We start from the raw sequence: 24,491 nt of genomic DNA on the forward strand, positions 1-24,491 counted from the left end.
GGAAATCGAGCGATGGCGCAATAGTCCGTCGTTACCGACCGGAACGACCGGCGGGACAGTAAGCCGCCCGACATCACGACCACTCGTCCGGCGGCATCGTCCCGCCGTCGTCCTCCCACCGCGGCGCACCCGGATTGTCGCCATGGCCCGCGGTCACGGTCCCTTTCGCATCGCGATCCTTCGATCGTCGCGGCTCGCCGGGCTTTGCCGCACGAACCCGCGTGCGCGTCGGCGTCACCGTAGGCTGCCCGCTGCCCCGGCGCTCGTCGGCCGATGCCGTGCCTGTCGTCTGCCGCGCCTTCGAACCCGCACTCATCATTGCTCTCCCGCGTCACTGAATCACTGAAAACCGCTGAACAGGCCGCCGCAATTTCGATGCCGCCCGCGGGCAAGCTTCTTGCTGCAGGGTCATACCGAATCCAGCCGCAGGAGCCGACGATGCCGACCGCCCCCAACACGCCGCCTTCCGCGCGCCGCCGGCTCGGCGAATGGCTGACCCGCGAGGAAGCGCACGTGGCCGCGTTCCGCGAAACGATCGCTGCCGACGCGCGCGCACACGCCGGCGAACGATTGCGCACGCCGGCCGTGCAGGCGCTCGCGCGGCTGTTCGACGACCGCACCGTGCTGCGCATGAGCCTCGCCCGCGCGATCGACGAGGCGGTCGAATCCGGCCACCGGCTCGGCTACACGTCGATCGGCGAACTGATGACCGTGATCGACCACCTGATGACCTACACACCGCCGTTCAGCGAATCGAGCCTGATCGTGTGCCCGCTGAACGCGTTCGTCGACTGGCCGATGTGCATGCCGTCGGGCCACGCGGTGTTTCGGGACGCGGCCGTCAACGCGCACCTGAAACGCGTACTGAACGTGTGGTGCGACTTCCTCGGCGGCCCGCATTCGTGCGCGCATCTCGATGCGTCGGCGCCCGACGGCTGGTTCTGCGACGAAGCGCGCAAGCGCATCGGCCTGTCGCAGTTCCGGTATCGCGACGACCAACCGCACCTCGGCTTCGATTCATGGAACGACTTCTTCACGCGGCGCTTTCGGGAAGGCGCGCGGCCCGTCGAGTCGCCGGACGATCCGCACGTGATCGTCAGCGCGTGCGAAGCCGCGCCGTACCACACCGAAACGAACGTGAAGATGCGCGACACGTTCTGGATCAAGGCGCAGCCGTATTCGCTGCACGACATCTTCACGCGCGCGGGGCGACCGCTCGCCGAACGCTTCGTCGGCGGCGATCTCTACCAGGCCTATCTGAGCGCATACAACTACCATCGCTGGCATGCACCGGTGCGCGGCGTCGTCACGCATGCGTACCGGATCGACGGCACCTATTACTCGGTCGCCGAAGCCGAAGGCCCGAACCCGGCCGGGCTCAACGACTCGCAGGGCTACATGACGGCGGTCGCCACGCGCGCGATCGTCGCGATCGCGAGCGACGATCCGGGCATCGGCACCGTGGCGGCATTGTTCGTCGGGATGGGTGACGTGTCGTCGTGCGTGATCGAGGTCGTGCCGGGCCAGCGCGTCGACAAGGGCGACGAGATCGGCCGCTTCCAGTTCGGCGGCTCGACCTACTGCCTGCTGTTCGAGGCCGGCGTGATCGACCGCTTCCCGCACGCGCCGCCGTTCGACGGCGATACGCCCGTCGTGCCGGTCAATGCGTCCGTCGCGATCGCACGATGAGCGTCGCGTAGGTCGCGCGTCCGCACCGCGCAGCGTCCGGCCGCCCGTGGAAAGTTTTCAACAATGTGTAATGCTGAACGCGAGCGATCGAACGCGAGCGCGGGTCGAACGCGTCGGAAACGGCGCTTCGATCAGGAGCGCCGCAAACGGGACAGGCCGGCCTTCACGCTGCCCGCCGCCGCACTGCCTTGCGCGCGGAAATAGCCGCTGTGCAGCACCACGCCGCCCTTGCCGTCCGCCAGCACATCCGCGCACGCAGCTTCGATCCGCGCTCGGCCACGCTCGAACGCGTCGAGCAGGTCGGCTTCCAGCGCCGAGCCCGCGCCGAAATGATCCTCGAGCGCCTCGGCCGTGATCGCGCAGGGTTCCGGCTGACCGTCGACGTCGACGGTGAAGCACAGTTGCAGCGCCGCGCCGTCGAACTCGGGCGGCGCATCGGGCATCGTCACGCGGCGGACGGAATCGGCAGGCATCGGATCACCCCCTCCGCGACGCGAGACTGTCGACCAGCGCGCCGCTGAACGCCGGCAGGTCGGCGGGCTTGCGGCTCGTGATCAGGTTGCCGTCGCGCACGACTTCCTCGTCGACCCACTTGCCGCCCGCATGGCGGATGTCGTCCTGCAGGCTCGGCCAGCTCGTCATCGTGCGCTCGTCCACGAGCCCGGACGACACGAGCAGCCATCCGCCGTGGCAGATCGCGGCGATCGGCTTGCCGGCGCCGACGGCCGCCGTCACGAATTCGCGTGCGGCCGGAATCATCCGGATCGCGTCGCCGTTGACGACGCCGCCCGGCAGCACGACCGCGTCGTAGTCGCCCTCGCGCGCGTCGTCGAACGTGCGGTCGACCCTCACGCGCTCGCCCTTTTCAACGTGCCTGAACCCCTGGATTTCGCCGTGTTTCTGCGAAATCACGTCGACCTGCGCGCCTTCGGCCGACAGCGCGCGCTGCGGTTCGACAAGTTCGGCTTCCTCGAAACCGTCGACCGCGAGGATCGCTACCTTGCAATGGTCCAGTCTGCCGGTCATGGAAACCTCCATCGATGTTGCGGTATCAATCATGCCGTCCTGATCGCGGAGCAATTGCCGTGCCGCGCGCGGCCGGACGACGGCGACAGGCGGGACCGGCCGAAACCGGCCCGTGCCGCGTCGCCGCGCATGGGCTGCAAGGATTTCAACGACGTGTAATCCGACCCGGCACGATTACTGCAAGCAAGTCGCCGCATCGAGCATCGCATCGGTCAGTTCGACCGTGAGCGTCAAGTCGTCGTCGTTGTCGGGGAGCCGGTCGAGCATGTCCTGCACGGTCTCGTGCAGCATCGTGTGCACGCGCATCCGGGCGCTGTCGTCGAGGTCCGCGTAGCGCTCCATCGTGTCGCAGTCGAGCATCAGCACGACTGAATGCCGCCCCGTATCGGGCGGCGCATCGGCTTCCATCGACCACGCCGCCTGGAACGTGACCGTACCTGTTTCGACGTCGAGACGGACCGTCGTATCGAGATCGCCGGCGTCGACCGCGTCGCCGTCCGTCGCGTCGTCTGCCAGACTGATCCGTGAGTTCGATTGCATGGTGTTCTCCTGCGTGGTGGCCGCGCGCCCTTGCTGCAAACCATGCCGGCCGTTCGGTTCGAATGAGGATTTCGCGAAGTTCCGCCGTGAATGAAGAGGGCGGAATCGCACGCCTGCACGGACTTCGCCGCAAGGTCCGTGCCGCCGGCGGCGCCCGTCATCGCATGGCACGCGAATTGCGGCGAACTGGCCCGTACGCCCTGCAACCTCTGATACGGAGCCCTGCAATGCCTTCAGCTTCCGTTTCCCACGCGCACGGCAAGCGCCTGACGCGCCGCCCCGGACGCGCCCGCAGCGCCGATCCGCAACGCCGCAAGCGCTGGTCCGCCGAAGTCACGCAACAAAGCGACGTGCTCGACATCGAGCCCGGCATCTTCAAGTCCGACGATCCGGACGCGATCGCCGCGTCGCTGAAGCGCTCGGCCGAACACAGCCGCCGCCGCAAGGCGTCGCCGTTCCAGTCGGCGATGTCGATGCTGAACTTCTACGTGAATCGCGCCGGCCGCAACCTGCCGAAAACGCGCCGCGCGACGCTCGAACGCGCGAAGCGGAAACTGCGCGAGGCGTTCGGCCGCAAGCCCTGACAGCTCGCGCGACCGCCGTATCGCGCCGCTGCAACCGCGCGCATGCACGAACTCCGGTCCCTGATCGTCGGCGTCGTGGTGCCGGGCATGGGGATCGCGACGTCAGCGCAAGCCGTCGTGATGACGATGATCGGCAGCGTGCTCGCGATGCTGCCGGGCCCGCTGATCACGTGGGCATCGCCGCGCCGGCCGCCGTGATGTTCGTCGGCGTGCGGCCGCACGCGGCACCTGTGCTGGCCGTCGTGTCGGCTTCGGTCGTCGCGCACGGCATCTCCGCGACGCCGCCGATGAACCGCTATCGCCGGCTGCAGCATCGGCGCCGATGCGTTCACGCTGTGCGCAGCCGCGCGCGCATCTTTGCGGTGATCCGCTGGCGCGCATCCGCATAACCCGCCCACGGATCGCGCTTCAGCCTGTCGAGACGCGCGTGCAGCGTGTCGATCGTCCACTGCGCGCCGCCCGTCGTATCGGGCACCTCGTCCCAGCCAAGCGGCACCGACACGCCCATGCCCGGCCGCGCACGTGCCGAATACGCAGCGATGGTGCTCGCGCCGCGGCCGTTGCGCAGGTAGTCGACGAAGATCCTGCCGCGCCGGTGGCGCGGCCCCATCGTCGCGGTGAAGCGGTCGGGCAGCGCGAGCGCGACGTGCCGCGCAACCGCGTGCGAGAAGTCTTTCACGTCGTCCCATCCCGCGTGCCGCATGATCGGCACGACGACATGCAGCCCCTTGCCGCCGCTCGTCTTGCAGAACGACGCGAGCCCCAGTTCGTCGAGCAGCCCGCGCACGAGCTGAGCGGCGTCGATCATCGCGTGCCACGGCAGCGCCGGATCGGGATCGAGGTCGAACACGATGCGGTCCGGCCGCTCGACGTTCGATGCGTGCGCATTCCACGTGTGCAGCTCGATCGTGCCCATCTGCGCGGCGCCGAGCAGCGCGTCGACGCTGTCGATCGACAGCAGCGGCCCGTGGCCGGGATCGAGCCCCTCGTGCTGCGTGACGAACGGAATCTCGAGGCGCTCCGCATGTTTCTGGAAGAACAGCTCGCCCGTGATGTCGCCCGGCGCGCGCACGAGCGACACGGGCCGGCCCTTCAGGTCGGGCAGCAGCCAGGGCGCGACCCATTGCCAGTAATGCACGAGGTCGATCTTGCGCGTGCCGTGCTGCGGATCGAGCACGCGGTCGGGATGCGTGATGCGCACGCGGCCGACGTGGTCGGCACCGGATTCGCCGCGCGCGGTGCCCGACGATGCGGGCGATCGCGCGCGGCGCTTGCGGCCGTTCGCTGCATCGGCATGAGGTGCGCGTGCGTGTTTGTCGCGCGTGGCATCGCGTTCGTCCATCGTCGTCTCCGTTTCGGTATGGCGTGGCATCTCGCGGACGATCCGCGCCGCCGGCTTGTCTTCCCGCAGCGCGACGAACGCTGCCTGCCGCACGATGCCGTCGCCCGTCCATTCCGCGAATTCGCATTCGGCGACGAGCGTCGGGTCGATCCAGTGCACGCGCGTGCGCGACCGTTCGCGCGGCGGCGGGTCGAACGGCGTCGTGTCGCGTGCGTGCCTGCGCAGCTTCGCGGCGAGCCGGTCGAGCGTGCGCGTATCGAACCCGGTGCCGACGCGGCCGACATAGCGCAAGGGCGGCGTACCGCGTTGCCGCTTGCCGCCCGATGCGGGCACGTACACGCCGAGCAGCAGCGCGCCGAAGCCGTGCCGGCTGCCCGACGGCTCCGTGTAACCGCCGATCACGAACTCCTGCCGCCGCCGGCATTTCAGCTTGATCCACGCGGACGAGCGGCCCGCGCGATAGTGCGAATCCGCGCGCTTGCCGATCAGACCTTCGAGACCGGCGTCGCACGCGCTCGCGAACAGCGACGCGACATCGTCGCCGAGATCCGGCGAATAGCGCAGCCGCGCGGGATCGCTGCCCGCCAGCAGCGGTTCGAGCAACGAGCGGCGCGCGGCGAGCGGCACATCGCGCAGGTCCCGACCGTTCAGATAGGGCAGATCGAACACGAACAGCGTGATCGCGCCGGAACGGCCCGCGCCGAGCGCGTTCTGCAGCGCCTGGAAATCGGGCAGGCCGTCGTCGCCGAGCACGACGGCCTCGCCGTCGAACCACGCGTTTCCGATATCGAGCGCCGCGAGCGCATCGCGCTGCGCATGCAGCTTCGCGGTCCAGTCGCGACCTTCGCGCGTCATCAGCGTGACGGTCCGCCGCGCCCCGCGGCCCGAGACACGCGCGAGGATCCGGTAGCCGTCGAATTTCACTTCGTAGCGCCAGTCGCCGTGCGCGGGCGGGGCATCGACCAGTGTCGCGAGCTGCGGCGCGACGCGCTCGGGCAGCGGTGCGCGCACGGCACCCTCGACAGGCGACCGGTCGGCGGGCGGCTTGCGATCCTTGCGATCGCGCGACGCGCCCCGCGTGCCGGACGAATCGTCGCGGCCGCGGCGCGACGCGCGCGCAGGTGCCGACGCATCGGCGGGCGCCACGCGCGCGGCCCGCGCACGCCGCTCATGCACACTGCCCGGCCGCTGCGTGACGACATCGAATTCGTCCGCATCGCGTGCATCGTCGTCGCGCTCCTTGATCAGCAGCCATTGCGGCTCGCGGCCCTGCTGCCGCCCGCTTCGCACGAGCGCCCAGCCGCCGTGCAGCTTTTCACCATCGAGCCGGAACGTCAGCTTGCCCGCGCGGTAACCGTCGCGCGCGTGCCCGACACCACCGTCGGGCGTCCACGTCCCTTCGTCCCACACGACGACCTCGCCCGCGCCGTAATGTCCGGCCGGAATCTCGCCTTCGAACGACGCATAGTCGAGCGGATGATCCTCGACCTGCACGGCCAGACGCTTGACCGACGGGTCGACGCTCGGCCCCTTCGGCACGGCCCACGATTTGAGCGTGCCGTCGAGTTCGAGACGAAAATCGTAATGGAGCCGCCTCGCGTGATGCTCCTGGATCACGCAACGCAACCGATGGCGCACCCGGGCAGCCGCGCGCGGCCGCTTCGGTTCGGCGCCCGGCTTCGCGCGACGTGTCGCGTTCGCGCCTTCCGGCTCAGGGGTCGCGTCGAAGCGGCGTTTTCGACGATAGGGATCGAGCTTGCCGGTCATCACGTCACCTCATGTCGCGGTGTCATGCGGCGTGCTTGCGGCGCGCGGCGGTTTTCTTCGCCGCATGCGCGCCCGTCGCGCCACGCTTTGCGGCCGTCCGTTTCGCGGTGGCTTTCGCTGCGCCTCCGGCGGAAGCCTTCGCGGCCGGCTTGCGTCGCCCGCTCGAGGTGCGCGGCGCGGGCGACGCGGTATCTTCGTCGTCCTCGCGCGCGGCACGCGCCCCGCCGCCGCCCTTCAGGCTGCGCTTCAGCAACTCGGTCAGGTCGACGACGTTGGCCGCCGTGCGCCCCGTTTGCGACGGCCGTTCCTCGATCGCCTCGACACTGCCCGCGCGCACCTTGCGCTCGACCAGTGCGAGGATGTCGTCGCGGAACGTATCGCGATACTCGTCGGGCGCCCATGTGCCCGACATGTCGTCGATCAGCTTCCTGGCCATCGCGAGCTCGCGGGCGCTGACGCCCGCGCGCTTTGCGTCGTGGGCCGGCGCCGGCAGTTCGTCGAGCGGGCGCAATTCGTCCTGCCAGCGCAGCGTATCGAGCGCGAGCAGCGGCCCGACCGGGATCAATGCGCCGAGATGCTGGCGATCGTGCATCACGACGTGCGCGATGCCGATCTTTCCGCTGTCCTTCAGCGCGTCGCGCAGCAGCGCATAGACCTTCTCGCCGTTGCGGTCCGGCACCAGGTAGTACGGTGTGTCGAGATACAGGAACGACACGGCGTCCTCGTCGACGAACGTGACGATGTCGACGGTCTGCGTCGATTCGGGGTTCGCGGCGCGGATCTCGTCGTCGCTCAGCACGACGTAGCGCTCCTTCTCGTATTCGTAGCCGCGCACGATGTCCTCGCGCGTGACTTCCTTGCCCGTGCGCTTGTTGATCTGCCGATAGCCGACCGGGTCCATCGAACGCTTGTCGAGCAGCCGGAACGACGGCTTCACGGTGCGCGTCGCCGGAAACAGCTGCACGGGCACGTGAACGAGCCCGAAGCTGATCGCGCCTTTCCAGATCATGCGTGCCATGCGTGTCCTCCTTGCAGCATCGTTGCATCGCGACGCGTGCGTCCGCGGCCGATGCAACGGCCGGCGGCGGCGATCAGCTTCAGGTGCCTGAACGCCTCGCGCACTTATCGCTGCGCCGATGGCGGCGTCTTGCCGGCTGATGGGGGATTCGTCATCGACGCGTCCTCGTCGAATTCGATGGGCGGCCGCCACGCGCGCAACTGCTGCGGCGCGCGAGCGAACGGCAGCGAAAGCCGGCGCTGCGCTCGTGGCCGCGCCTGCGGCGTTTGGCTTCGGTGTCAGGGCGCGCGCAATGCCGTGTCGAGTTCGGCGTCCGTCACGTCGAGCGCCACGTTGCATTCGATCGCGGCGTCCTCGACGCGCGGCTTGCGTTCGTCCACCGCGCGTCGCGCGCCATCGCACAGATACGTGCGCACGCGCAGCCGGTCGTCCTCGTCGAGCCACGCATAACGCTCGATCACGTGCGGATCGAACCGCAAGTCGACCGTGCAGCGCCATTCGCGCGCGCTTTCGTCGGCCGGCACGCGCACCCACGACACCTGGATCGTCAACCGCCCGGATGCGTCGTCCGCATGCACGACGACGGTCGACTCCGACGGGAAGCCGTTCGCGAGCGCGTGCTCGAGTTCCGCGATGCGCTGCGCGCGGTCGGGTGCGCCGATCATCGTCGCACGACGCCCAGCAGCAGCGTGACCAGGAAGATCACGACGAAGATGTAGAACAGGATCTTCGCGATCTCGGCCGCGCCGGCCGCGATGCCGCCGAAGCCGAGCACGGCCGCGACGAGCGCGATGATGAAGAAAATGATGGCGTATCGAAGCATGGAGCCCTCCTGGATGACAGCGGTCGCGAATACACGTCGTCGTCGATCACGCATCGTGCTTGTGCCTGGGTTTGCCGCGGACCGGCGTGGAAGCCATTCTCTCGAGTTCCTTCTCGCTCATCGACCTGGCCATCGACTTCGCCGGCGGCTTGAGGTCCTTCATCTTCGTCTCGCCGCGCTTGGCCGACAGCGCGGCCCCTGCGGCGCGCTGCTGGGCCTGGGATTTTGCTGGCATGTTGCGCTCCTCTCGTTGGCGCGCGCGAGTCGCAACGCGCGCGGTGGCCCGGCAGCCGTCATGCGTCGTCGCGGCGTCGCAGGTCGGCTGCCGGAATCTTCATCGCCTGGCGATACTTCGTCACCGTGCGGCGCGCAAGAAGAATGCCGCGCCCCGCGAGGTTCTGCGCGAGCGTGACGTCGGACAGTGGCTCGGTGTGACGCTCGGCCGCGATCATGTCGCGAATCAGCACCTTCGCGGCCGACGACGAGCACACGCCCTTGCCCGCCGCCTCGAGCTTGCGCGGGAAGAAGTGCTTGAATTCGAACGTGCCGTGCGGCGTCGCCATGTACTTGTTGCCCGTCGCGCGCGATACGGTCGATTCGTGCAGTTCGAGCTCTTCCGCGATGTCGCGCAGCACGAGCGGCTTCATCGCGATCTCGCCGTAGCGGAAGAAATCGCGCTGCCGCGCGACGATGCATTCGCCGACGCGCTGGATCGTCTCGAAGCGCTTCTGCACGTTGCGGATCAGCCAGCGCGCTTCCTGCAACTGCTGGCCGAGCGGCGAATCGCGCTCGCCGCTCGACTGCGCGAACAGCGTCGCATAGCGCTCGTGCAGGCGCGCGCGCGGCAGCACGGCCGGGTTGATCGTCACGATCCACTCGTCGCGCACCTGGCGCACGATCACGTCGGGCACCACGTAGTCGCCGCGCGTGCTGCCGTAGTGATTGCCGGGGCGCGGATCGAGCCCGCGCACGAGCGCGCAGGCCGCGTGCAGCGTCTGCGGGTTGCAGCCGACGCGCCGCTGGATCTCGGCCGTCTCGCGGCGCGCGAGCCGCTCGAGGTGCTCGCGCGCGATCGCCTTCGCTTCCGCGAGCGCCGGCGTGCCGGCCGGAATCGCGTCTAGCTGCAGCACAAGGCATTCGGACAGCGAACGCGCGGCGATACCCGGGCGGTCGAGCATCTGTACGAGCCGCAGCGCGACCGCGAGATCCTGCGCGGACAGCAGCAGCGCGGGATCGGCCGCGACCAGCAGTTCGGGCAGCTCCTGGCGCAGGTAGCCGTCGTCGTCGAGCGCATCGATCACGATGCGCGCGGCTTCGCGGTCGCGTTTGTTCAGCGGGTAGAGGCGCAGCATGTCGTGCAGTTGCTGATGCAGCGACGGTTCGGCGGCCATCCATTCGCCGGGCGACAGGCCGCCCGCGTCCTCGCTCTGGCGGCTCGTGCCGCGCGGCGCCGGCGCGGCCGTATACGACACCTCGCCGTCCGGCGGGAGCGCGCCATCGCGTTCCTCGGGCGCCGCTTCGGGCGCGGCTGCTTCGGCCGCCTGAGCGGGCGTTTCGACAGCGGTTTCCTCTTCGTCTTCGGCCCGGCCGTCTTCGAGGAACGGATTCATGTCGAGCGCCTGCCGCAATTCCTGTTGAAATTCGAGCGAGGACAACTGCAGCAGCCTCAGCGACTGCTGAAGCCTCGGCGTAAGTGCCAGATGCTGTCGCATCTGCAGCGCAAGCGAGACGGACATCGAAAGCCCTCCTGACGGTTCGGTTCGCGGTATTTCGTCTACCGGATTCACGCAGCTTTCGTGCCAATCCGTCTACGCGCGCCGTGCCGCGGCTTCCGCGGGTTCGTACCCCGTCATGCACCCCGCCTGAGCCGCTTTTTTACAAGCCCGCGGCAAGTTTGGGCACATATTTCGCGCGCCACGAAGCGCGCCCGATCGCCTGCCTCGTCACCGCTTCGAATCGATGCGATCGACGGCCGAGCGGTCGAGAAATGCCATCGTCAGTTCCGGCAAATGGCGCAGCAGCCATGCGGCCATGTCGCGCTCCTGCTGCAGGATCCGCTCGCAGCACGCACGGATTTCGTCCTCGCCGGCCGCCTGCGCGACGGCGACGAGAACGGTATACGCGGCGATTTCGACCTGCTCGAACGCGTAGCCGGCCAATGCACCCTTCACCACTTCGTCGTCGGACAGCATGCCGCTCGCGATCTGTCCGTACGCAGCGATCCGCGCGGCGAGATCCTTGATCGCCGACGGCGTCGTGCCGAGCCGCTGCAGGCACGCTTCCACGAGCGCCTGCTGGCCCCGCGTGTCGTCGCGATGCAGGCGCAGCCGGTCCTGCAACTGCGGATAGTGGCCGACGCGTTTCAACTGGGCATCGATCAGCGTCTCTGCCTGCCGCTCCATCGCATAGGCATCGCGCAGCCAGTCTTCCAGGTGTTCGCGCGGATTCGCCATCATGTTCCTCCGGCCGCATCACGATCGCGACGTGGCATGCCGCGCGACACGCAACGCGCACGCCGTTCCGCAACGCACATGCCGTACGACACATGCGGCACGCGAGACATCAGTACTGCATCGGCGGCGGCGTACCCGGCAGCGGCCGGTCGCCCTGCGCGCCGTTCGGGCCCGGCGGCGGCACGTCGGCCGGATCGCCGACGACCGCGCCCTGCGGCATCGTGTTGCCCGGCGACGGACGCGGGTCGTAGCGCGTATTCGCGTCCGGCATCGTCGCGCCCGGCGGCGACGCATGGCCGTCGGGCGGCGGCGGTGGCGCCCCGCGTGTGCCATAGGTGGCGGGTTGCGTGCATGCGCCCAGCGCGCACGCCGCGACAATCAGGCAAGCGCCCATGCGTATGGTCTGGATCGTGTTCATCGAAATCCTCCATCGGACCGACCGCTCAGAGCCGGTTGAAATGAAAATCCCCCGCATACGCGGCGCGTGCGCGGCGCGCCATCATCACGTCGAATCCGGCCGCGACGCGCGTGAGCGTGCCGCGTTGCCGCTCGATATCCGCCTGTTCGAGCGCGGCGAACGCGTCGGCGTCGAAGGTCACGGTCAGCGATGCCGGATGTCCGTCGACGCGAAAACCGATATGCAACGCGCCAGCCGGCTGCTCCTCGACATGGAACGGCATCGCGCGCGCCTCGAAATGGCGGCCGAGCGTCTCGGCGATCTCGCGCAGCATGCCGGGTTTCACGTGGATGCTCATCGCGCGCCCTCCCGCAGCGCAGACATCACTGCGTGCCTCGACGGCGCATGCATGGGCGGCTCTCGCGAAGGCGGTTCGCGTTCCGCCGGTGCGTGCCCGGGCGGATCGCCTTCAGGTTGCCGGTATGGCTCCGGTCTATCGGTCGGCATTTCATCGGAATCGGTCGGAACGAGGTCCGGCTCCATGCCGGGCATCGGCTGAACCGGCCGGTTCAGCCACTGATCGCAGTCCTGATTCATCGGCATTCCATCGTTGCGTTGTCTGGTGAATATGGCGACGGTCCGCAATTCGCGTGCCGCCCGTTCGTGACCGCCGGCGCGCAAGCATCGATGCACGCGCGCACGGCGCGCCGTGCCCTCGCTACACAGTCCGATGCAAATCTTGCAAGCGCGCCGCTATATGTCATACGCGGCCATCACGAGCCACAGCTCGCGGCCGTCGTCCTGCACACGCGCCGCGAGCGCATACGGGTCGGCCGGCTCGCATGCGCACTGCAGCGCGAAGCGCGCCGGTTCGGTCGAGTCGAACGTCTCGTCGCCGAGCGGCCGCACGTCGTCCTTGCCCTCGAACATCCGGTGCTCGGGCCGGTAAATCAGGGGCTCATGCTTCCACGTATCGAAATGGCTCTTCACCGAATCGAATCCGCCACCGCATACGTTGACCTCGTAGCGCACGCCCAGTCGTCGTTTCGGAATCATCGTCGTGCCTCCGGCTTGATGTGTGCACGGCAGGCACCGACTGCGCCGCGCGTTGTCGTCTTCGTTGTCGCCGTCGGAGCGGCAAGTCGCGTGCCGCGTGCAATCCGGGAATGGCCGTTGCGGAATCGTCTGCGTCATCACCATCGATATGGAGCCTCGCCATGAAGGATTCGACCCGGTCCGGCCACGCTGCGCCGGAGCGCAAGCAGCGAACCAACCCGTCGTCGCCGCTGAAGCCTGAGGAACGCACCCACACGCGCCATTCGGAACGCCATATCGACAAGCAGCTCGAGGACACGTTTCCGGCCAGCGACCCGCCCGCGACCGGCGGCATCACGCGCATCGAGCCCGATACGCCGCCCGGCACGCACGACGAAGGGCCGTGGCAGGACAAGCGCGAACGCCGCGACGAATGACGGCGACGAATGACAGGCCGCGTGTGCCGCACGGCATGCGGTTTGCTGAATGTGCTGAAGAATCGTTTTACCCACCCATCCCGCAGGGAGGACTTTCATGCATCGCGTCAACGAAATCATGTCGCAGGACGTCGTGCGCATCGCGCCGACCGACTCGATCCGTCACGCCGCCCAACTGATGGAGCGCTACGACATCGGCGCGCTGCCCGTGTGCGACAACAACCGGCTGGTCGGGATGGTGACGGACCGCGATCTCGCGGTGCGCGCGATCTCGGCCGGCAAGCCGCCGGAAACACGGATTCAGGAAGTCGCGTCGGGCCCGATCGAATGGTGCTTCGACGACGACTCGCTGGACGAGATCCAGCACTACATGGCGGATGCGCAGTTGCGCCGCCTGCCGGTCGTCGATCACGACAAGCGGCTGGTCGGCATGCTGTCGCTCGCGGATATCGCGACGCGCTCGGCCGGCCCCACGCACGACGACGTCGCGAACACGCTCGAAGGCGTATCGCAACCGAGGCGGACGTGACTCGGCACGCGCCGCTCCGTTTCGACCACCCGCGCGATACGCGTCCCGCCGGGGCACGATCGCGCTCAACGCAGCCTGGAGGAAACCATGCAGACTCCCGATCAAGGTCAGACCCGCATCGTCGGCAAGGGCGCCGCAACGGCGGCCGGCCCCGGCCCCGACGTCATGGCCGCCAACACGCTGGAGGGCGACAAGGTCTATACGACCGACGGCGACGATGTCGGCAAGATCAAGGACATCATGCTCGACGTGCGCTCGGGCCGCGTCGCGTACGCGGTGCTGTCGAGCGGCGGCCTGCTCGGCATCGGCGACAAGTTGCTCGCGATTCCGTGGAGCGCGCTGACGCTCGACACCGAACGCAAGTGCTTCCTGCTGTCGGTGTCGTCCGAACGGGTTCGCAACGCACCCGGCTTCGACAAGGACCACTGGCCTGCAATGGCCGACCCGCAATGGGCCGAGCCGCTGCACGAGTTCTACGGCAGCGCGCCATACTGGCGCCCCGGCGACGAGCTCGGGCTGACCGACCCGACCGAGGAACTCGACGATCCGCGCACGCGCGACCGTCACTGAGCCGGGTGATGCGGTACCGGTTTGCCGGCACGTGATGCGACACGCTCCGCCCGCGCGGGGCGTTCCTTTTGTGCGCGCCGCACGCGCGACAGGCTGTGGCGCGACGCGTTACGACCGATGCCGCAACGCGGCGATCACGATCGAGAATGCGCGCGACGCCTGGCGGCGGCTCGGATAGTACGCGTGGAAGCCGGGAACGACCGGGCACCGGTCCGGCGTCAAGATTTACAGGTGGGCCGCTACGGACGTGCTCGCGCACGACGTCCTCGGCGACATGCTTCGAAAGCATTCCGCTGGCTCGCGGCGGTGCCGATGGCGGCGGCGGTAGTCGCGATGGCCGCCGACATGCCGACGTGAATCATGGGCCCGATTCTGCCGAACCTATCCGATCGAGCGTGTCAGTCCGTCCATTGAGTCGGCCCAGCACGGCAAAGCACTGAAACAATTGCACGGATGTCTCCGATGGACCCGCCCTCGTTCGCATGACGACACGCAATGTCAGGTCTGCCCTCGAGCAGCAGAAGAACCGATTCCGCTCGACGTGCGGATCGTCGCGGCCATGCATCACGATCCCGTCGAGGCCGTGCGCAGCGGGCGCCTGCGCGAAGACCTGTTCTACCGGATCGCGATGATCGCGCTGCACGTGCCCCCGCTCAGGCAGCGCGAGGACGACGTCGGCGATATCGCGCTTCAGATCGTCGAGCGATTGAATGCGCGGCACCGCACGCGCAAACGCCTGTCGATGCAGGCGATGAAGGCACTGCGGGTGTATACGTAGTCCGGCAACGTGTGCGAGTTGCGCAATGCGCTCGAGCGCGCATTCATCCTCGCGGACGAGCAGATCGAGCTGCCGTTGCCGCGCCGCCAGCCTCCGCGCGAGAAAGTGCGTCGCAACGCGATGACGCTGCTGATCGGCACGACGCTCGCACACACGCAGCAGCGCTTCATCGTCGCGTCGCTTCAGCACTTCAACGGCGACAAGCCCTGCACCGCGAAGGCGCTCGGCATCAGCCTGAAGACGCTGTACAACCGTCTCGCGCTGCTGCACGAGCACGAGCGCAGCGCGGCGAACGGCGCAGCAGCGCAGCAGCGCAGCAGCGCCGAACCCCGGTGACGCCACCATCGCCACCACCAGCGCGAGCGCAGCCCCGCCGCCGGGCGCACCGAATCAGTGAGCGCGGCAGCGCGTCGAGCATCGGGTTCGGCGTGCCCCGCGACTGCGCATGCTCATGCCATCGCGCGGCACATCGCCGCACACGTAGCCGGCCCGCTGTCACGCGGCGGCAATCGCCCCCTCGAATGCCGCTTCCGCTGTCAGGCTCGCGAGATCGCGGCCGATCGTCACGACCGCGAGCCGTGTGTCGCCGCGCCAGTACGCGATCGAGCAGTCGTGCGCGCCGAGGTCGCCGTCGATCTCGACACGATCCCAACGCTCCGCATGCCCGACATAGTTGACCGTCATGTCGTAATGCTGGCTCCAGAAGAACGGCACCGCGTCGAACGGCCGCTGCTGCCCGAGCATGTTGCGCGCCGCGACGATGCCCTGCCGCTCGGCGACGACCCAGTGCTCGACGCGAATGTGCTCGCCCGTCAGCGGATCGGGCCAGCGTGCGATGTCGCCGGCCGCGTAGATGCCGGGTGCACTCGTCTGCAGGAAACGGTCGACCGTCACGCCGCGCTCGACGGCAAGACCCGCGTCCTGCGCGAGCGCGACGTTCGGACGGACGCCGATGCCGACCACCACGACATCGGCGGGCAGCACGTCGCCGGTCGACAGCGTCACGCTGTCCGGTGCGATCTGCGCGGGCGTCGAGCCGAGATGGAACACGACGCCATGCGATTCGTGCAGCGCCTTGATCGTGCCGCCGAGCGCTTCGCCGAGCACGCGCGCCATCGGTTGCGCCTCCGGCTCGACGACATGCACGTCGAGCCCGCGCGTGCGCAACGCGGCGGCCACTTCGAGCCCGATGAAGCTCGCGCCGATCACGACGCAACGGCGCGCCGTTTTCAGCTTGCCGATCAGCGCATCGCAGTCGGCGCGCGAGCGGAGCACGCATACGTGCGGCAAGTCGGCACCGGGCACGGTCAGCCGGTTCGGCTCGGCGCCCGTCGCAAGCAGCAGCGCGCCGTATCCGACGCGGCTGCCGTCGGCCAGCTCGACCGCATGCTGCGCGGGATCGATCCGTGCGACACGCGTGTCGCACCGCACGTCGATTTGATGATCGTTATAGAACGACGGCGCGCGCAGCGGCAGCCAGTCGGCATCGGCCGTGCCCGCGAGATAGTCCTTCGACAGATTCGGCCGGTCATACGGTGGATCGCGGTCGGCACTCAGCAGCGTGACTGGATTCGGATAGCCTTCCTGCCGCAGCGTCACGGCGGCTGCGATCGCAGCGGCGCCGCCGCCGACGATCACCACCGAGGCGGGCAACCCGGGCGCATTCAGCACAGTCGGCGCGGCGGCCGGCCGCGCATCGAGCACGACGGCTCGGCCGTCGCGGCGTTCGACGCGCCAGCACGGCAGCCCGTCGAGCGCCGGCGCACGCAGCATGGCGCCGGTGCGCAGGCAGAACGCCGCGTGGTGCCACGGGCAGCGGATCGTGTCGTCGACCAGCAGGCCGTCGGCCAGCGGCGCGCCGTAGTGCGTGCAGTGCGCACCCACGGCAAACAGTTCGTCGGCGCGGCGCACGAGCAGCACCGCTGCTTCGCCGACATGGCCCTCGATCATCGCGCCGTCGGCGAGATCGTCGAGCGCGATGCCCTGCGCGAGATCGGGGGGTGAAGACGAGGAGTCGCTTCCGGACATGACGTCGCTCCCGCAGAGTCAGGTAACGATCCCATTATCGGCGTCCCTCATGAAAAGAACAGGCACAGACGCCCCGCAGCGCACGCAAACACCGACTGTAGCTTGTCCGCGATCCATGACCGGCGTAGAACGTCATCGACGTTGCGGCGCAACACGCCGGCCGCGGCGCGTCCGGACTTCCGCGCGGCCCGCGCAATTCGCATGCCGCCCCGCCTTCATTCCATCACCAGGAGCGCTCCCGATGGCCACCGTCCTGTGCGTGCTCTACCCCGATCCCGTCGACGGCTATCCGCCGCGCTACGTGCGCGACGCGATTCCGGTCATCACGCGCTACGCCGACGGACAAACCGCGCCGACGCCGGCCGGCCCCCTCGGCTTCCGGCCCGGCGAACTCGTCGGCTCGGTATCCGGCGCGCTCGGGTTGCGCGGCTATCTGGAAGCGCACGGTCACACGCTGATCGTGACGAGCGAAAAGGACGGCCCCGACTCCGAGTTCGAGCGCCGGCTGCCCGAAGCGGACGTGGTGATTTCGCAGCCGTTCTGGCCCGCGTACCTGACGGCCGAACGGATCGCCCGCGCGCCGAAGCTGAAGCTCGCGCTGACGGCCGGCATCGGCTCGGATCACGTCGATCTCGACGCCGCGGCGCGCGCGCACATCACCGTCGCCGAAGTCACGGGCTCGAACAGCATCAGCGTCGCCGAACACGTGGTGATGACGACGCTCACGCTGGTGCGTAACTACCTGCCGTCGCATGCGATCGCGCAGCAAGGCGGCTGGAACATCGCCGATTGCGTGTCGCGCAGCTACGACGTCGAAGGCATGCATTTCGGCACGGTCGGCGCGGGGCGCATCGGCCTCGCGGTGCTGCGCCGGCTGAAGCCGTTCGGGCTGCATCTGCACTACACGCAGCGGCACCGACTCGACGCTGCGATCGAGCAGGAACTCGCGCTCACGTATCACGCCGATGCCGCGTCGCTCGCGGGCACAGTCGATATCGTGAACCTGCAGATCCCGCTGTACCCGTCGACCGAGCATCTGTTCGACGCGGCGATGATCGCGCGGATGAAGCGCGGCGCATACCTGATCAACACCGCGCGTGCGAAGCTGGTCGACCGTGACGCGGTCGTGCGCGCCGTCACGTCCGGGCATCTCGCGGGCTACGGCGGCGACGTGTGGTTTCCGCAACCGGCGCCGGCCGACCATCCGTGGCGCACGATGCCGTTCAACGGGATGACGCCGCACATCTCGGGCACGTCGCTGTCCGCGCAGGCGCGTTATGCGGCCGGCACGCTGGAAATCCTGCAATGCTGGTTCGACGGCAAGCCGATCCGGAACGAATACCTGATCGTCGACGGCGGCACGCTCGCGGGAACGGGTGCGCAATCGTACCGGCTGACCTGACGTAACGCGACGCGCGGGTTGCGTGCCGTTGCACGCGGCCGCGCGGTCAGCCGATGCAGGACGCGGCGAGCTTGCCGACTGTGACGACCGCCTGTTCGATTTCCGGCGACCACGGGCTGCTGTAGTTCAGCCGAATGAAGTTCCGATAGCTGTCCGTGATCGAGAACATGTACCCGGGCCCGATCGTGATCCCCTGTTCCAGCGCGAGCTGATACAACCGCATCGCATCGACCTGCACGGGCAATTCGATCCACAGCACGTACCCACCGGCCGGGCTCGAAATGCGCGTGCCCTCCGGAAAGAACCGCGACACCATCGCGCGCATCAGGTTCGCCTGCTGCGCGTATGCCTTGCGCAAGCGCCGCAGGTGATGCTCGTAGCCGTCGCGTTCGAGAAACTCCGCGATTGCCAGTTGCGGCAGCGACGGCGTTGCAAGCGTGTTCAGGAATTTCAGCTTCTCGACTTGTTCGCGATAGCGGCCCGGCAATGCCCAGCCGATCCGGTACGCGGCCGTCAGGCTCTTCGAGAACGACGAGCAATGCAGTACGATTCCGCTGCGGTCGAACGACTTCAGCGTGCTCGGATGCATGTTGCCGAAGTACAGTTCGTTGTACACGCCGTTCTCGATGATCGGCAGGTCCGCTTTCGTTGCGAACTCAACCAGCTCGCGCTTGCGCTCGTCGGGCATCTGAAAGCCCAGCGGGTTCTGGAAGTTCGGCATCACCATGCACGCGGCGATTGGCTGCGACTTGGCAATCGCCGCCAGCGCGGCGATGTCGATCCCGTATTCCGGATGCGTCGCAACCTCGATCGCCTTCATCCCCATCCGCTCGATCGCGTGCAGCATCGCGTAGAACGTCGGCGACTCCACCGCGATCGTATCGCCAGGCTTCGCGACCGCTTGCAGGCACAGGTTGATCGCCTCCGTCGCGCCGACCGTCACGATGATCTCGTTCGGGTCCACCGACATCCCGTTTTCCAGGTAGCGGCGCGCAATCTGCCGGATCAACCGCGGATGGCCGGGCGGCAGCCCGTCCGTCACGCCCCACAGCGACTTGTCGCGGCCGGCTGCATACGCGTAGCGGTTCAGCTTCTCGAACGGGAACAGGCTCGGGTCCGGATACGGCGAGCCGAGCGGCACCGCGTCGTCGGTGCCGATCGAGCGCAGCGTCGACAGCACGAGCCGGCTCACGTCCACCGACGACGAGATCGCGATCGGCTTCGACGGCCGCAGTTCGCGCACCGGCGCATGACTGTCGTCGCGGCGCAGGTTCACGAAATAACCCGACTGCGGCCGGCTTTCCAGCAGCCCGCGGCTTTCGAGCAGCAGGTACGCATGCAGCACGGTCGTGATACTGATCCGGTGTTGCTGGCTCGCCTGCCGCACCGACGGCACACGATCGCCGTGTCGATACACGCGCTGCCGGATGAGTCTCTCTATGTCGTTTGCAAATTTCTCGTAGAGCTTCATCCGCCTCGCCCCGCCAGCGGTGAACCGACCTGCGACGCATGCGCGTCCCGGCCGCGCCGATGCACGAAGCCGGACAGCCTTGGCCGGCCGAGGGCGTCCCGGTTCGAGCCTGGTCCGTTACCGAAATTGAAGGCGAGTAGCAATGCGGATTCCATCGAGACAAGGATCGGCATCCTACTGCGTCATTTCGACGAATGTAAGTGACAGTTTGGCGGTGAAACGCCAAATCCGGTTGGCGTGGTGAACAGATTCAAACGCCACGGCACGGCACCGCGCGATCGCGCGGCAGTCATTCGCCCCGCGCTGCGCCATCGCACGGCAGTTCGGTTTTCCGACTGCCGTCGCCCGGCGACGACTCGGCACATGGCGGGCCCGACAATGCGTGGGCCCGCGCGAACTCACGCGTCGTCGACGTTGTCCGCGTAGTGGTCGATCGCGACCTTGCACTCGTCGAACACCACCGTCAGTTGCGCGACGTCGTTCGACTCGACCCACTTGCGGATCTGCAGGAAGTAGCCGGTGCCGAGATCGGCGATGCGGGCCGGATCGTCAGTCGTCACGTCGACGGTCGCGATCGCGCGGTTGCCGGGCAGCGGCGACAGCGTCGCCGCGATATCGAAGCGGCGGTACGATTGATCGATGCGCATGCGGTTCTCCCGAAGCGGTCGGAAGGCGGCGCTCAGCCGAGCGACTGGCGGAAGACCTTGCCGCCGAATCCCGTCACGACGTTGTCGACCGAGAACGGCGTGATTTCCTTCGCCTCGAGAATGATCGCGACGCTGCCGGGCACGAGCCGCGCGGCCACCGTCTCGACGAACGTGCCGTCGAGCAGCGCGTTGCCGGCCGCTTCCGCGAGAATGCCGGCGCCCGCGCCGGCCGCCATGCCGGCGATCACGCCGAGCGGCCCGGCGAGCATGCCGAGCAGGCCGCCCGCGATCGCGCCGATCACGCCGCCCTTGAACGGCCGCGACTCGGCGTCGAGCACCGCGAGCTTGCCGGCCGCGTCCTTTTCGACGACGACGCCGTTCTCGATGTGGAATCCTTCATTCTTCTCCGACAGCGCGTCGAAATCGTTCGCGGCCTGCCGGGCCGTGTCGACGCTGCCGAACACGGCGACGATCAGTTGCTTGGTCATTCGACACCTCTCTCGTGTAGATGGACATACCGGTTGCCGCACATCGCGCGGCAAGACGGTCCGGGGCCGCGCACGCGCGGTGCGCGGGCACCCCGGAGTTCAATTCAGACGCCTGTTGCCGCTTCACGTGCACGGGCCGCATCGACATACGCTTGCGCAGCCGCCAGCTGCATCGCGACGACGGACTGCGCACGTGTGCGCGCCGTATCGGCGTCACGCACGTCGCGCGCCAGCCGGCAGGCATCCGACGACGCTTGCTGCAATTCGATCGCCTGCGTCGTTTCGACGGAATGCGTGCTCATCCGGCCCCTCCTGTAGAGACAGGGTGCATATCGTTCGCGCGTCACCGGCCCACATGCGCGTCCTCTTCGACATCGTCGACATCGGCCGGGAAACGATGCTGGCCGAAACTCAGGATCAGCACGCCCACCGCGAGCAGCACGATCCCGAAAGTCGTCATCAGCATCCGCTCGGGGCTGTCGGTCGCGCCGCGCAGGATCAGGTCGCGCGCGAGCGACGTCATCGCGATGAACAGAGGAAACCGCACCGGCAGCCGGCCGAGCCGCAGGTAGCGCACGTTCATCGCGAGCACTTCCAGATACAGGAACATCAGCAGCAGGTCGGTCAGCGACACCTCGCCCGCGAGCACGACCTTCCACGCTTCCTGCGTCATCGCGAACGCGGTCGCGAGCCCGATCACGACCAGCCCGGCCAGTTCGGCCGCGTGAAGGAAATGGCCGAACCGGCGACGGATGCGCTCGGACGGCGAACAGGAAACGGTTGACGTATTCAAGGTGACAATCGGTGTGACGATGGATGAGCGGTGCCGGGCAGCGGCACGAAATCGGTGCAATGCGCACTGCGATGCGCGGCATCGAGCGCATCCGGCACCGGCGCGCGAGTCGCACCGGCCGCGCCGGTCGCCTGCTCGACCGCGGACAACGTCCGGCGGCAGCACACGTGAAACGCGACGCCCGCGTCGGTACATGCCACCTCGTCGTGCTCGCGGCACAGCAGCAGCCGGCAGCCGAGATACCGTTCGAGACAGTCGATCCGCTCGCGCACCTGCGCCTCGCCAAGCTTCAGCTCGGACGCGGCGCCGGACAGGCCGCCATGCTCGACCACCGCGACGTAAACACGCATCGCTTCCAGCAGGTTCATGGTGACGCTCCTCGTCGGCGGCGCAGCGGGACCTAATCTACTGCACGCGGCACGCACGCTCAAGAGCACAGCGCCGCGCATGCCAGGAGTACAGCTGCGCGACCACCGCGCAAAATCCGGCCCCGTTTGACGCATTCGAATGACAGATTGCCGCCATGAGTGCAAACACCCGCCGAAGCTGCTAGATTGCATGCTCGACGACGTTACGCGGTGCGCGCAGGTCACGCGCCGGGCGGCCGGCCGCCGCTGCTGCGGCCCGTTGCGCGATGCCCGCGCAACGTCCTTCATCCGCATGTCACAAAGAGAACAGTCGCATGACACAGTTCAACCGAACGCCATCGCGCGCCGCGGCAGCCGCGGCCCGTCCGTCCCGACATGACTGACCGGCAGGCCGCGATGCAGACACCTCCCCCACTCTCCCAGGCCGTTCACAGCACGATCACGCGCAGCGCGATCTTCCTCGTGGCGACGATCAATCCCGGTGCCGATCACGCCGACACGATCCGTTCATGGTGCGGCGACATCGCCGCGCTCGTGCGCTCGGTCGGCAAGCGCGTGCCGGGCGGCAACCTGACCTGCGTGTGCGGTTTCAGCGCCGACGCGTGGGATGCGCTGTTCGGCGATCCGCGCCCCGCGTCGCTGCATCCGTTCCGCGAATTCGGCGCCGGGCAGCGCGTCGCGGTCGCGACGCCCGGCGACATCCTGCTGCACATCCGCGCCGAAGCGATGGACCTGTGCTTCGAACTCGCGACGCAACTGCTCGGCGCGCTCGGCAGCGCCGTCACGGTCGTCGACGAGGTGCACGGCTTCCGCAATTTCGACCAGCGCGCGATGATCGGCTTCGTCGACGGCACCGAGAACCCCGAAGGCCGCGAGGCGGTCGACTTCACGGTGATCGGCGACGAAGACGCGGCGTTCGCGGGCGGCAGCTACGTGATCGTGCAGAAATACCTGCACGACATGGCCGGCTGGAACGCGCTCGCGGTCGAGACGCAGGAGCGCATCATCGGCCGCACCAAGCTGTCCGACATCGAGCTCGCGCCGGACGTGAAGCCGTCGTGTTCGCACAGCTCGCTGACCACGCTCGACGAAAACGGCCAGGAAGTGAAGATCCTGCGCGACAACATGCCGTTCGGGCGCCCCGGCGCCGGCGAATTCGGCACCTATTTCATCGGCTATGCGCGCTCGCCGGCGCCGATCGAGCAGATGCTCGAGAACATGTTCGTCGGCCGCCCGCCCGGCAACTACGACCGCCTGCTCGACTACAGCCGCGCGGTCACCGGCTCGCTGTTCTTCGTGCCGTCGGCCGACCTGCTCGAAGCGCTCGCCGATCGCGCGGCACCGGCCGCCGACGCCGCGCAACCGGAATCCTCGTCGTCCGCGCCGCAGCGCGACGGCTCGCTGAAAATCGGCTCGCTGAAAGGAACCCAAGCCTATGAATAACCTGCACCGCGAACTCGCCCCGATCTCGTCGTCCGCCTGGGAACAAATCGAGGAGGAAGTGGCGCGCACCTTCAAACGATCGGTGGCCGGCCGCCGCGTCGTCGACGTCGACGGCCCCGAGGGCCCCGAGCTGTCGGCCGTCGGCACCGGGCACCTGGTGGAGGTCAGCGCGCCGCGTGAGCACGTGAACGCGCGGCTGCGCGAAGTCCGCACGATCGTCGAGCTGACGGCGCCGTTCGAGTTGAGCCGCGATGCGATCGACAGCGTCGAGCGCGGCGCGCGCGATGCAGACTGGCAACCGGCGAAGGAGGCCGCGCAGCGGCTCGCGTTCGCCGAGGACAACGCGATCTTCGACGGTTACCCGGCCGCCGGCATCGTCGGGATCCGCGAAGGCACGTCGAACCGCAAGCTCACACTGCCGGCGGACGTCAGCGCGTACCCGGATGCGATCAGCGACGCGCTCGAAGCGCTGCGGCTCGCGGGCGTCGACGGTCCGTACTCGGTGGTGCTCGGCTCGGACGCGTATACCGCGCTCAGCGAGGCGCGCGACCAGGGTTATCCGGTCCTCGGCCACATCAAGCGGATCGTCAGCGGCGAAATCATCTGGGCGCCGGCGCTCAGCGGCGGCTGCGTGCTGTCGATGCGCGGCGGCGATTACGCGTTGCACCTCGGGGAAGACGTATCGATCGGCTACACGAGCCACACCGACAAGGCCGTCCGCCTGTACCTGCGCGAGACGTTCACGTTCCTGATGCTGACGAGCGAAGCATCGGTGGCCGTGGCGCCGCAGGGCAATCCGGTGGCCTGACAGCAGTTGCCTGCGCGCGCTGCCCGCCCGGGCGTCGCGCGCGGCCTGCCGCGCT

Annotated in this window: 28 protein-coding genes and 2 pseudogenes; 10 read left to right on the plus strand and 20 right to left on the minus strand. The window is 68.2% G+C overall.

Going from position 1 to position 24,491, the window contains the following annotated elements:
* The first annotated feature begins 438 nt into the window (after positions 1–438).
* Complete coding sequence (locus R9B84_RS19080) at positions 439–1,689, plus strand: phosphatidylserine decarboxylase family protein (protein WP_423760913.1); 1,251 nt, start codon at positions 439–441, stop codon at positions 1,687–1,689.
* A gap of 131 nt (positions 1,690–1,820) precedes the next feature.
* Here R9B84_RS19080 and R9B84_RS19085 read toward each other — a convergent pair whose 3' ends face one another.
* The 3 genes from R9B84_RS19085 to R9B84_RS19095 all read right to left on the minus strand — a co-directional run bounded on the left by R9B84_RS19085 (position 1,821) and on the right by R9B84_RS19095 (position 3,255).
* Positions 1,821–2,162: a DUF1488 domain-containing protein gene (locus tag R9B84_RS19085; RefSeq protein ID WP_423760914.1), complete on the minus strand. Its 342-nt coding sequence runs from the start codon at positions 2,160–2,162 to the stop codon at positions 1,821–1,823.
* Between the two features lie 4 nt (positions 2,163–2,166).
* Positions 2,167–2,715, minus strand: a complete 549-nt coding sequence (locus tag R9B84_RS19090; protein WP_423760915.1) for a type 1 glutamine amidotransferase domain-containing protein — start codon at positions 2,713–2,715, stop codon at positions 2,167–2,169.
* Between the two features lie 174 nt (positions 2,716–2,889).
* Positions 2,890–3,255, minus strand: a complete 366-nt coding sequence (locus R9B84_RS19095) for a hypothetical protein (RefSeq protein WP_423760916.1) — start codon at positions 3,253–3,255, stop codon at positions 2,890–2,892.
* A 227-nt stretch (positions 3,256–3,482) separates the two neighbouring features.
* Here R9B84_RS19095 and R9B84_RS19100 point away from each other — a divergent pair, with 227 nt between their 5' ends.
* Both R9B84_RS19100 and R9B84_RS19105 read left to right on the plus strand, forming a co-directional pair.
* On the plus strand, positions 3,483–3,839 hold the full coding sequence (locus R9B84_RS19100; protein WP_423760917.1) for a DUF3175 domain-containing protein: 357 nt from the start codon (positions 3,483–3,485) through the stop codon (positions 3,837–3,839).
* Positions 3,840–3,944: 105 nt separating this feature from the next.
* Positions 3,945–4,159 (plus strand): annotated as a pseudogene (locus R9B84_RS19105) (cation transporter); the annotation flags it as partial.
* 8 nt (positions 4,160–4,167) lie between these two features.
* Here the strand turns inward: R9B84_RS19105 and ligD are convergent.
* The 10 genes from ligD to R9B84_RS19155 all read right to left on the minus strand — a co-directional run bounded on the left by ligD (position 4,168) and on the right by R9B84_RS19155 (position 12,695).
* Positions 4,168–6,948, minus strand: coding sequence for a DNA ligase D (gene ligD / locus R9B84_RS19110; RefSeq protein WP_423760918.1), 2,781 nt, complete (start codon positions 6,946–6,948; stop codon positions 4,168–4,170).
* Between the two features lie 22 nt (positions 6,949–6,970).
* Positions 6,971–7,966 (minus strand): Ku protein, encoded by a 996-nt coding sequence (locus R9B84_RS19115; RefSeq protein WP_423760919.1) that lies wholly within the window; start codon positions 7,964–7,966, stop codon positions 6,971–6,973.
* A gap of 278 nt (positions 7,967–8,244) precedes the next feature.
* Complete coding sequence (locus R9B84_RS19120; protein WP_423760920.1) at positions 8,245–8,631, minus strand: DUF3022 domain-containing protein; 387 nt, start codon at positions 8,629–8,631, stop codon at positions 8,245–8,247.
* A complete protein-coding gene (locus R9B84_RS19125; protein ID WP_034184461.1) occupies positions 8,628–8,789 on the minus strand; it encodes a DUF1328 domain-containing protein in 162 nt (53 codons plus the stop codon). The genes R9B84_RS19120 and R9B84_RS19125 overlap by 4 nt, the downstream gene beginning before the upstream one ends.
* A 46-nt stretch (positions 8,790–8,835) precedes the next feature.
* Positions 8,836–9,024, minus strand: coding sequence for a DUF3008 family protein (locus R9B84_RS19130; protein WP_423760921.1), 189 nt, complete (start codon positions 9,022–9,024; stop codon positions 8,836–8,838).
* Between the two features lie 58 nt (positions 9,025–9,082).
* Positions 9,083–10,525, minus strand: a complete 1,443-nt coding sequence (locus R9B84_RS19135) for an RNA polymerase factor sigma-54 (RefSeq protein WP_423760922.1) — start codon at positions 10,523–10,525, stop codon at positions 9,083–9,085.
* Between the two features lie 207 nt (positions 10,526–10,732).
* Positions 10,733–11,242, minus strand: a complete 510-nt coding sequence (locus R9B84_RS19140; protein ID WP_423760992.1) for a ferritin-like domain-containing protein — start codon at positions 11,240–11,242, stop codon at positions 10,733–10,735.
* A 109-nt stretch (positions 11,243–11,351) separates the two neighbouring features.
* Complete coding sequence (locus R9B84_RS19145) at positions 11,352–11,660, minus strand: hypothetical protein (protein WP_423760923.1); 309 nt, start codon at positions 11,658–11,660, stop codon at positions 11,352–11,354.
* Positions 11,661–11,685: 25 nt separating this feature from the next.
* Entirely contained in the window at positions 11,686–11,997 is a 312-nt protein-coding gene (locus tag R9B84_RS19150) for a hypothetical protein (protein WP_423760924.1), read from the minus strand.
* Positions 11,998–12,392: 395 nt separating this feature from the next.
* On the minus strand, positions 12,393–12,695 hold the full coding sequence (locus tag R9B84_RS19155; RefSeq protein ID WP_423760925.1) for a hypothetical protein: 303 nt from the start codon (positions 12,693–12,695) through the stop codon (positions 12,393–12,395).
* Positions 12,696–12,856: 161 nt separating this feature from the next.
* Here R9B84_RS19155 and R9B84_RS19160 point away from each other — a divergent pair, with 161 nt between their 5' ends.
* The 4 genes and pseudogenes from R9B84_RS19160 to R9B84_RS19175 all read left to right on the plus strand — a co-directional run.
* Complete coding sequence (locus R9B84_RS19160) at positions 12,857–13,111, plus strand: hypothetical protein (RefSeq protein ID WP_423760926.1); 255 nt, start codon at positions 12,857–12,859, stop codon at positions 13,109–13,111.
* A 97-nt stretch (positions 13,112–13,208) separates the two neighbouring features.
* The gene (locus R9B84_RS19165) at positions 13,209–13,640 is read left to right on the plus strand and encodes a CBS domain-containing protein (RefSeq protein WP_423760927.1); all 432 of its coding nucleotides are present in this window, start codon (positions 13,209–13,211) and stop codon (positions 13,638–13,640) included.
* An 87-nt stretch (positions 13,641–13,727) separates the two neighbouring features.
* Positions 13,728–14,210 (plus strand): PRC-barrel domain-containing protein, encoded by a 483-nt coding sequence (locus R9B84_RS19170; RefSeq protein WP_423760928.1) that lies wholly within the window; start codon positions 13,728–13,730, stop codon positions 14,208–14,210.
* A gap of 523 nt (positions 14,211–14,733) precedes the next feature.
* Positions 14,734–15,385 (plus strand): annotated as a pseudogene (locus tag R9B84_RS19175) (sigma 54-interacting transcriptional regulator); the annotation flags it as partial.
* 98 nt (positions 15,386–15,483) lie between these two features.
* Here the strand turns inward: R9B84_RS19175 and R9B84_RS19180 are convergent.
* On the minus strand, positions 15,484–17,016 hold the full coding sequence (locus tag R9B84_RS19180) for an FAD-dependent oxidoreductase (RefSeq protein WP_423760929.1): 1,533 nt from the start codon (positions 17,014–17,016) through the stop codon (positions 15,484–15,486).
* Positions 17,017–17,257: 241 nt separating this feature from the next.
* Between R9B84_RS19180 and R9B84_RS19185 the strand changes: the two genes are divergently transcribed.
* Complete coding sequence (locus tag R9B84_RS19185; RefSeq protein ID WP_423760930.1) at positions 17,258–18,418, plus strand: NAD-dependent formate dehydrogenase; 1,161 nt, start codon at positions 17,258–17,260, stop codon at positions 18,416–18,418.
* Between the two features lie 46 nt (positions 18,419–18,464).
* Here R9B84_RS19185 and R9B84_RS19190 read toward each other — a convergent pair whose 3' ends face one another.
* The 6 genes from R9B84_RS19190 to R9B84_RS19215 form a co-directional block, all read right to left on the minus strand.
* Positions 18,465–19,889: a PLP-dependent aminotransferase family protein gene (locus tag R9B84_RS19190; protein WP_423760931.1), complete on the minus strand. Its 1,425-nt coding sequence runs from the start codon at positions 19,887–19,889 to the stop codon at positions 18,465–18,467.
* A gap of 398 nt (positions 19,890–20,287) precedes the next feature.
* Positions 20,288–20,536, minus strand: coding sequence for a hypothetical protein (locus R9B84_RS19195; protein ID WP_072437826.1), 249 nt, complete (start codon positions 20,534–20,536; stop codon positions 20,288–20,290).
* A 32-nt stretch (positions 20,537–20,568) separates the two neighbouring features.
* A complete protein-coding gene (locus R9B84_RS19200; RefSeq protein WP_423760932.1) occupies positions 20,569–21,024 on the minus strand; it encodes a DUF1269 domain-containing protein in 456 nt (151 codons plus the stop codon).
* Positions 21,025–21,128: 104 nt separating this feature from the next.
* Positions 21,129–21,326: a hypothetical protein gene (locus R9B84_RS19205; RefSeq protein WP_423760933.1), complete on the minus strand. Its 198-nt coding sequence runs from the start codon at positions 21,324–21,326 to the stop codon at positions 21,129–21,131.
* Between the two features lie 41 nt (positions 21,327–21,367).
* Positions 21,368–21,817 (minus strand): phosphate-starvation-inducible protein PsiE, encoded by a 450-nt coding sequence (locus R9B84_RS19210; protein ID WP_047904171.1) that lies wholly within the window; start codon positions 21,815–21,817, stop codon positions 21,368–21,370.
* The gene (locus R9B84_RS19215) at positions 21,814–22,185 is read right to left on the minus strand and encodes a helix-turn-helix domain-containing protein (protein ID WP_423760934.1); all 372 of its coding nucleotides are present in this window, start codon (positions 22,183–22,185) and stop codon (positions 21,814–21,816) included. Before R9B84_RS19215 ends, R9B84_RS19210 begins: the two co-directional genes overlap by 4 nt.
* A 375-nt stretch (positions 22,186–22,560) precedes the next feature.
* On the opposite strand from R9B84_RS19215, the gene R9B84_RS19220 reads away from it, so the two are divergent.
* Both R9B84_RS19220 and R9B84_RS19225 read left to right on the plus strand, forming a co-directional pair.
* Entirely contained in the window at positions 22,561–23,628 is a 1,068-nt protein-coding gene (locus tag R9B84_RS19220; protein ID WP_423760935.1) for a Dyp-type peroxidase, read from the plus strand.
* Positions 23,621–24,436: a family 1 encapsulin nanocompartment shell protein gene (locus R9B84_RS19225; protein ID WP_423760936.1), complete on the plus strand. Its 816-nt coding sequence runs from the start codon at positions 23,621–23,623 to the stop codon at positions 24,434–24,436. The genes R9B84_RS19220 and R9B84_RS19225 overlap by 8 nt, the downstream gene beginning before the upstream one ends.
* Positions 24,437–24,491: the final 55 nt, after the last annotated feature.

Source organism: Burkholderia sp. NLJ2 (assembly GCF_049487195.1).
GTDB lineage: Bacteria > Pseudomonadota > Gammaproteobacteria > Burkholderiales > Burkholderiaceae > Burkholderia > Burkholderia pyrrocinia.